The 8,004-nt window shown below is 59.5% G+C and carries 7 protein-coding genes and 1 pseudogene; 2 read left to right on the plus strand and 6 right to left on the minus strand.

What is annotated here, in order from left to right:
* Positions 1–188: 188 nt before the first annotated feature.
* Positions 189–437 (minus strand): annotated as a pseudogene (locus CMO28_RS29825) (ammonia channel protein); the annotation flags it as partial.
* A gap of 887 nt (positions 438–1,324) precedes the next feature.
* Here CMO28_RS29825 and CMO28_RS00820 point away from each other — a divergent pair.
* Entirely contained in the window at positions 1,325–3,277 is a 1,953-nt protein-coding gene (locus CMO28_RS00820) for a ParB/RepB/Spo0J family partition protein (RefSeq protein ID WP_296708179.1), read from the plus strand.
* Positions 3,278–3,383: 106 nt separating this feature from the next.
* Positions 3,384–4,172, plus strand: coding sequence for an N-6 DNA methylase (locus tag CMO28_RS00825; RefSeq protein ID WP_296708182.1), 789 nt, complete (start codon positions 3,384–3,386; stop codon positions 4,170–4,172).
* A 60-nt stretch (positions 4,173–4,232) separates the two neighbouring features.
* On the opposite strand, the gene CMO28_RS00830 is transcribed toward CMO28_RS00825, so the two are convergent.
* The 5 genes from CMO28_RS00830 to CMO28_RS00850 form a co-directional block, all read right to left on the minus strand.
* Positions 4,233–4,709 (minus strand): hypothetical protein, encoded by a 477-nt coding sequence (locus tag CMO28_RS00830; RefSeq protein WP_296708187.1) that lies wholly within the window; start codon positions 4,707–4,709, stop codon positions 4,233–4,235.
* 10 nt (positions 4,710–4,719) lie between these two features.
* Positions 4,720–4,968: a hypothetical protein gene (locus tag CMO28_RS00835; RefSeq protein WP_296708189.1), complete on the minus strand. Its 249-nt coding sequence runs from the start codon at positions 4,966–4,968 to the stop codon at positions 4,720–4,722.
* The gene (locus CMO28_RS00840; RefSeq protein WP_296708192.1) at positions 4,965–6,128 is read right to left on the minus strand and encodes a DNA-methyltransferase; all 1,164 of its coding nucleotides are present in this window, start codon (positions 6,126–6,128) and stop codon (positions 4,965–4,967) included. The genes CMO28_RS00835 and CMO28_RS00840 overlap by 4 nt, the downstream gene beginning before the upstream one ends.
* On the minus strand, positions 6,125–7,786 hold the full coding sequence (locus CMO28_RS00845; RefSeq protein WP_296708195.1) for a DNA cytosine methyltransferase: 1,662 nt from the start codon (positions 7,784–7,786) through the stop codon (positions 6,125–6,127). The genes CMO28_RS00840 and CMO28_RS00845 overlap by 4 nt, the downstream gene beginning before the upstream one ends.
* 73 nt (positions 7,787–7,859) lie before the next feature.
* Positions 7,860–8,004: DUF2312 domain-containing protein (locus tag CMO28_RS00850; RefSeq protein ID WP_296708200.1), on the minus strand; the 145-nt coding region annotated here is incomplete at its 5' end.

Genomic DNA, 8,004 nt, shown 5'->3' on the forward strand with positions numbered 1-8,004 from the left:
CTCGCGGCTCCCAGCCTCCGCCTGCGATTGGAGCCGTCTCGTCGGCGACCGGGCTACCGTTGCGCCGCGCCTGGTACTGATCGTGGCGGAAACCCGCGCCGTGCGCGCTTCACTCCGCAGCGGCTCCGTCCATGGGCTACGAAACCGCCAAAGCGCAACGCCGGGCAGAACCCGGCGTTGCGTACCCCCTAGTGGTTGTAGGCCGTCTCGTTGTGCTCGGCGAGGTCCAGGCCTATGTCCTCGGCCTGTTCGTCGACGCGCAGACCGACCAGCTTGTCGACCAGCTTGAGCAGCACCCAACTGACGGCGAAGCAGTAGACGAAGGTGAACAGCACGCTCTTTAGCTGTGCCCAGACTTGCGGAATGATCTCTCTGCCTTCGACGTAGCCGCCCAGCTCCGGCACGCAGAACACGCCGGTGAGGATGGCGCCGACTAGACATCGCCACTCCGTCCGCTTAACTCGGGAAACGCTGGGCCTCTTGGGAACGTCCTGTGCGAGGTAAGCTGTGGCCTTATGAATCAGGGCCGCCAGGGGGATATCCGGATACTCAACCACCAATTCATCGGCTATGGGAATGGCAATATCCCTCGGGATTTCCATCTCTTCGAGCAGTGAAGCCAGCCGCTTGGCCTTGTCGTCTGCCGGAAGTGCCGGCGCTTTCGGTTGGGGGAGGTTATCCAGAGAGCGACTCAGGGTCAGCAAACGTCCCTCGATCTCCGGCATCAGCAGATCGTCATATTTAGCGATCAGTTCGGGCCTGCCACTTCGCAAAGCCGCCAGCATCGGGTGGACCGGTTTGAACTCGTCCTCGAAAACCCTGCGCAGCAACAGCGGCTTGATGCACTCGACGCCTGTCACTATTGCCCTGATCTGCGCCAGCGCGAACAACTTGATGACGATGTCCATGACCCCTTGTGTGAGGTCGTACATGGTCGATTCCAACTCATCGTCCAGCGGCGCCGCATTTCGTAGCCACTGGTACTTCCAGAGTCGCTTCAACAGGCGCTTCCAGTGCTCGTCCCGAGGCAAAAAGCCTGCATCCACCGTGTCGATGACCTCAACATAGCGGATACAGGCTTAGGATGAAACTTTATTTGTAAGGATGATACTTTATTTGTACGGATGAAACTCTATTTGCATCCCACAGCTCTGGGAACTTCTTATATTAATTGACTCCACGATCACATTTTAATGAAAATGATCCCGTTCTTCCTGATTATTCATTAATAATTCTGAGATTGTTGTTGCATTATTGCCTTTTTTAAATAATTCTACCCTCTGTCAAACGGGCATCGCCCACCCTCAACGGAGGACTATCCGTTATGAATTCGATGATTACCGAAATTCCTCTGTCCGCTCTTGTGTCTTCTGACCACAATGTGCGCCAGACTGGCCGGACCACCACCCGATACCTGGAGGGCATAGAGGCCCTGGCCTCATCTATTGCCGCGCAGGGCCTTCTCCAGAACCTCGTGGTGCATCCGCGCGAGGACGGTACGTATGCAGTCGATGGCGGTGCGCGGCGATACGCCGCTCTCCAGCTCCTGCACAAGCGTGGACAGCTGTCGGCTGAGTATCTGGTGCCATGCACCTGTGTTGACCACGCCAACCGCAGTGCTGCGAGTCTGGCGGAAAACACGTTGCGTGAACCCATGCATCCGGCTGACGAATTTGAGGCGTTCCTCAGACTGACACGTCAGGGATGGACGATTGATCGTATTGCCGATGCTTTCGGTGTGACACCGGTTGTAGTCGAGCGACGGTTGCGGCTCGCGAAAGCCGCGCCGGAACTCCTTGAGCGGTTCCGAAACGATCAGTTGACGACCGATCAGCTGATCGCCTTGTGCAGCACTGACGATCATGCGCAACAGGTTGCAATCTGGGACCGTTTCGGTAGTGGACACTCATGGGCTGCACGTCCTGCTGAACTGCGGCGCGCAGTGCTCGAGCAAGAGATTGATGCTGACCAGGATTGCCGTGTCGCTTTCATCGGAGGTACCGCCTCCTATATTGCGGCGGGCGGCCAGGTGCGCCGCGACCTGTTCAGCGATACGGGGAACAGCGCGATCCTGACCGATCCAGCGTTGCTCGACCGGCTCGTGACGGAGAAGCTGGAGAGCGCCGCTTCGGAATTGCGCGCGGAGGGTTGGGGGTGGGTCGAAATCTGGCCGACCTGGGACTACACCGCCTTTTATCGCTTGGGGCGGGTCGGAACCACACCGTGCCTGTCAGAGGATGCACGCATGCAGATCGGCCTCCTACAGGCTGAGGCCGAGGCACTGATGACTGAGCATGACGGCCTGCATGACGCGGCGGAGGCAGATGCTCGCGACCTCACGGAGGACGAACGGCACCGAGTTGTGCTGATCGAGGGCCGGTGCGCCGCAATCGAGGCCGAAATTCACGACATCGAGACGGCCAACCGTGGTTATCCGTCAAATATCAAAGCCATGGCTGGCGTCGTTCTTGCCCACGAGGCCGGTCAGTTGCGTGTCGAGCGCGGGATGGTGAAGCCCGCCGACCGCCGCGCTATTGCCGACGCCACAGGCAACGGCCATGCGATCATTGGTGGTCGAGAAACTCAAACTTCGGGCCGAAAATCCGACATGAGCGATGCGCTTCGGCGATCGCTTCTCGGGCATCGCAATCTGGCAGCACAGGTTGCGCTAGCTGAAAACCCGGATGTCGCCAAGGTCTTGCTGGCGTGCTGGGCGGTGAAGCAGCTTCGTGCCGACACTGCGGCCAGTCTTGGGTCAACCAATACACCGACGGATCTCCGAGTGTCAGAGAACACCGGTTCCGGCACACGCACAGGGCATCCGATCATTGACGAAGCCGGGATAGCTCGTGCAACCCGGTTCAATGACGCCTGTGCAACGATCGTTGCCAGCCTTCCGACCGGTGATGACGCTTTGTGGTCGGATCTGACAAACATGTCAGCTCTCGCGCTCGACAGCATCATAGGGCATGCCATTGCACGCTCCGTCAGCCTGGCTGTGACCGGGACGGGTTTGACAGGTCAACTTCTCGCCACGTTGCGCCTGTCGATGGCAGAACATTTCACGCCCACGGTTGATACCTATCTCGGGCGCATCCCGAAACAGCGTGTTCTCGAAGCGCTGAGCGAAGCAGGGCAGATCAGCAGCGAAGACGACCGCGCCACCCTGTCGGGCATGAAGAAGGCTGACCTCGCTATGGAGGCCGAACGGCGCCTCGCCGGCACAGGTTGGGTGCCTGCGCTTCTCCGCTCCGGCAGCGAAGCAACGCGCCGCTGATGCCGTTAGGGCGACCGAGTGAATGGTCGCCCTCCCCCTTTCCCTATCGAGCATAGACCGCTCGCAGCGGCTCGCTGCGCGGGCAGGTCGTGGCTGGGCTTGACCAATGACACATCTTCCGAAACTCTTCGCGCTGATACGAGAGAACCAGTACAGATTCTCGCGACAAGATCTTTTCGCCGACTTCTGTGAGCTGGCCGCTATCGCCATTAGCAATGCTGTCGATGTCCACTACCGAGATAAGCGGGAATCTCGATACCTCCAGATCATCCGACGCTATCCGCCCGAGGTCGTCGAAGCATTCCCACGCATCCTGGCGGAACTGATAATCGCTTTGGAAGACACACCGCGGGACGTCCTGGGTGAGACCTTCCACGAGCTAGAGCTTCACAAATCCATTATCGGCCAGTTCTTCACGCCATATCATGTCTGCCGCGCGGCTGCCCAATTTTGTATCGAAGGAAAAGATCTCCGTTCGCACATCGACGAGCATGGTCTTTTCACAGCGCAGGAACCGGCCTGTGGCTCCGGCGCCATGATTATCGCCTTGGCTGATGCCATAAAGAGCGCTGGTGTCAATTATCAGCAGCATTTCTACGTCGAAGCCTGGGATATTGATCGCCTGGCCGCACACATGGCATACGTGCAGCTGTCTCTCTTGCATATTCCTGCGTCTGTCGTCATTGGCAACAGCCTATCGCAGGAAGTTTATGAGCGGTGGTACACCCCTGCTTACATCACAGGGCTGTTCCGCCAGCGGCTTCGTCGCCGCCAACAGACTCAAGAGACAACCACCCCATGCGATGTGGTGGCAAAAATTCGCAAACCAGACAATGATGCTCCGCAGGTTACCGCAGGACATCACACCATGCAGATGCAGATGCCGTTGTTCTAGGTTTTAGGGATTCTCATAAATGAAAGAGCCCCGCCGATCAGCGGGGCTCTTTTCATCGCGTCAGGCGAGCCAGGGCACCGGCGGTAGCTTACCGACGTGCCCATCCTTCCAGCCATGCTGTTTAATGAGCAGAACATCAGTTCTGCCAGACTCGAATATTTCTGGCGTGTCTTCTCCTGCCTTTAGGTCTCTATATCGTTCAACATTTATGGATCCCACTTTCATGGCCATCCGTTCCCTCCTGGTGATATCTACCAGGTTGATTCTGTAGCTCGCGATGCTGGCGAACCGCAGCACATGATATTGTTCGACATTGCATTCGGCTTCGAACATATAGGTTCGTATTCCGAACCTGTGATGCGTGAATCCGAACGTCACGGGGAAATACGAGAAGCTCAATATTTCTTGGTTATCAATATTCTTGAGAAATATTTCAGCTTCTATCGTTGCAATATCCTCATCGTCTTTCAATCGGACCGTGGCTTCCATGCGTTCATGAATGCCAATGCGGCCTGGTCTTTCTTCCTCATTCTGCATCACCCGACCTTTATATTTTGGATGACAAATCCACCGCCATCTTGCCTACGGCCAGGATAATCTCTCCACCGATCACCGCAAGACTGATGGCAAAGCCGCCAGTCAGGCACGCCTTGCTGACCGCCGCAGACACTGACCTGCAGCTGGTCCGCGAGACGCTCAACAGAATGTCGATGGCCCCATAGATCATGCCTCCACCGACTATGCTGGTCAGCACCAACGCCAGCGGCCCGGCAAAAATCACCGCGCACTCGCTCATCTCCCTCCCTCCAAAAACTGACCCAGCCCGCCTTCATCCCGCACCCGCTGACGAGCCATCTCCGCATAGGCCGGGTTAATCTCGATGCCAACGCCATCCCGGAAATGCTGTGCGGCGACCATCAACGTCGTGCCCGCGCCGGCGAACGGGTCCAGCACGACATCCGGTACCGGAGCCAGGTCGTGTGTGCATGTTGGTAGCCAGCGCCCCGTCGCCGCTGACAAGAACCGTTCTCCGGCCTGCGTGCGGTCTCCGCCATTCCTGCTCGAGGTTTTGCCGCTGTCGAACTTTGATCCGCGCGCCGAGGGGTTCACCTGGTTGGTTCTCGTCATTTCGCGAACCCACCGTGCACCGCAGGCTGGACAGTGCCCGCGCTCGCTCGTGCCGGCCTGGATGCATGGCTCGATCAGTCGAGGAGGGAACGCGGCAAAGTGCGCACCATGAAAGGGCTGGCTCGCCACCGTCCACACGCTACGACGGTGGCGTTCCGCCCAAGCTGTACCAGACAAGGCGAGTAGCCCTGACTTCGTTCTGTGATCGACACTCTCTGGCGCACTCTCTGGCGCCGCGTGGACATATTTATGCTTCTTGTTCCCAGCTGGTCTGTCACTTGTCGCCCGCTCACGAATTGCATCCGCATCGAAGAAATATCGATCTGATTTCGATAGAAGAAAAATGTACTCATGCGCTTTCGCGCACCGGTCTCTAACGCTTTCCGGCATTGGGTTCGGTTTATGCCAAATAATGTCCTGCCGTAGCCACCAGCCATCATTCTGCATGGCGAATGCGACCCGCCAGGGCATGCCTATCAAATCTTTCGGTTTCAAGCCATCGTAGCTCATAGTGAGCAATGGCTTGTGGTCATTTCGGGACTGCCTTGGCCAGCGGCTCGCATCGCGTGCACCAGAGCGCCCGGTGGCGTAGCTGTCGCCCATGTTGAGCCATAACGTGCCGTCGATCGCCAACACGCGGCGCACCTCACGGAAGACCGTCACCAACCGCTCAACGAATTCGGCCGGCGTCGCTTCAAGGCCCATCTGGCCCTCCACGCCATAGTCGCGCAGCCCGTAGTAGGGCGGACTTGTCACGACGCAGTGGACCGAATTGTCGGGCATCGCCCGTAGCTGGTCGAGAGCATCGCCGGTGTGAATGGTGATCATGCGACCCTCCCGACATTCACTTGGCCACGGCCGCGGCCGCGGGCGAGATGGCCGCAATTCGCGGCCACGAGCGCCGCTGCCTCCTGCGGACAGACCGAGTTTCCAATCAGGCGTCCCTGGTCGGTCAGACTGACGGGCCTCCCTTCGACCGTCCGATCGAGGATATAGCTGTCGGGGAAGCCCTGCGCCCTGGCCCGCTCCCTCGGGGTGAGCATCCTCATGCCGATGTCGACGATCGGTTGTCCCTTGACCACGACCAATGCCTGGCGCGGCTTGGTGGTGACGGTCTGGACGGGCGCGCGAAGCTCCTGGCCAATCGCTGTGCCATAATACGTGGCGAGGAAGGCTGCCACCTGATGCGACCGATCGACATTGCTCGACGTGTCGACACGAACGAGCGCGTGATGCTGGCCGCCCGCCGTGACCGCAGTTGTGGGCCGATCGAGGCGCCCACTACCGGTACCACTGCCGCGCTGGTGCGACAGATAGGCTGCCGTCAGATACTGCTGGGTGCCGCGTGTGGTTACAGTGCTCGCTGGGACGCGCAGATTCTGTCCCACAGCTCCACGATTGTGCTGAGCTATGAAAGCAGCCACCAGCGCCTGTTCACCACGATTCGCGGTGGTGTCGGTCGGCATGGGCTCATCGATCCGTCGCGATCGCCGTTTGCCCGAGTGGGTCATCGGCATCACAATCGGCGCTGACCGGCGTCGGCGGCCCATCTGAACGATATACGGGTGCTCGGCCGAGATGACATAGCGCCACAGGCCGGTTGCGAGTCGCTCCAGGGTCGCTGGCTTGAGTGGTCGTCGACATCCTTCAGCTCGGGCCTCTTCAGGCGAGAGGAATATCGACGGACACGGCAGTGACCAGTCGATGATGTCTGCCGCGGTGCGCCATGGCTGGAGCCGGCCCGATTGGACGTCCTCGGACCCTGGGTCGCCGTGGGTCGGATCCGGCCATACGATCGGGTTTCCGTCACACCTGGCCACCAGATAGAGGCGTGTTCGGATCGTCGGGGTGCCGACATCACAGGCCCGCCGAACGCGCCACTCGACCTCGTATCCCAGATCCCGCAGGGCGCGCACGAAGCGCCGCCACGTGATACCACGCCTGCGCTTATCGGCATGAAGATGCTGATCCGACAGCGACGTCACCGTCCCCGGCGCAGCGACTGATCCATCAAGGCGTTGCACGCGACCATTGGCAGCGCGCCGCGCTGAGAGCGGGCCCCAATTGGCGATCTCGGGCACATTCTCGAGGTGAATGACCGTTGGGCGGACCGTGCCGGCCCAGCGCAGGACAACCCAAGACAGGGACCTCACGCGCTTGCTCGTCGGTCTGCCGCCCTTGGCCGGGCTGTGATGGCGACAGTCCGGACTTGCCCAGAGCAGACCGACCGGCCTTGTGCCACACACCTCGTAAGGACAAACCTCCCAGACATCCGAATGATAATGGATGGTCCTTGGATGATTCGCGGCATGAACGCCGATCGCGATCGGATCGTGATTGATCGCGATGTCCGGTTCACGGCCGAGCGCCCAAGCTATGCCGAGGGACGCACCACCGAATCCGGCAAAAATGTCCACGATAAGCGGGTCATCATGGGTTGATTTCAGCGGAAGAGAGAGCTGCGGAAGAGGAAGCTGCAGGGTCACGGTTCTCTGCTCTCGCACGATGATGTGGGAGTTTGCGGATGCCACATTGTCGCCATGCGGCATCCGGCGTGACTCAGCTGGTCCGCATGCCCAGGGCGCGCTTGTACAGTTCGACCAGCTCGTCCTGCTCCGCCACGTCGTGCGGCTCCATCTTGCGGAGCTTGAGCACCTGGCGCATCACCTTGGTGTCGAAGCCGTTGCCCTTGGCTTCGGCGAAG

The organism is Tistrella sp. (genome assembly GCF_002684955.1).
Taxonomy (GTDB): domain Bacteria; phylum Pseudomonadota; class Alphaproteobacteria; order Tistrellales; family Tistrellaceae; genus Tistrella; species Tistrella mobilis.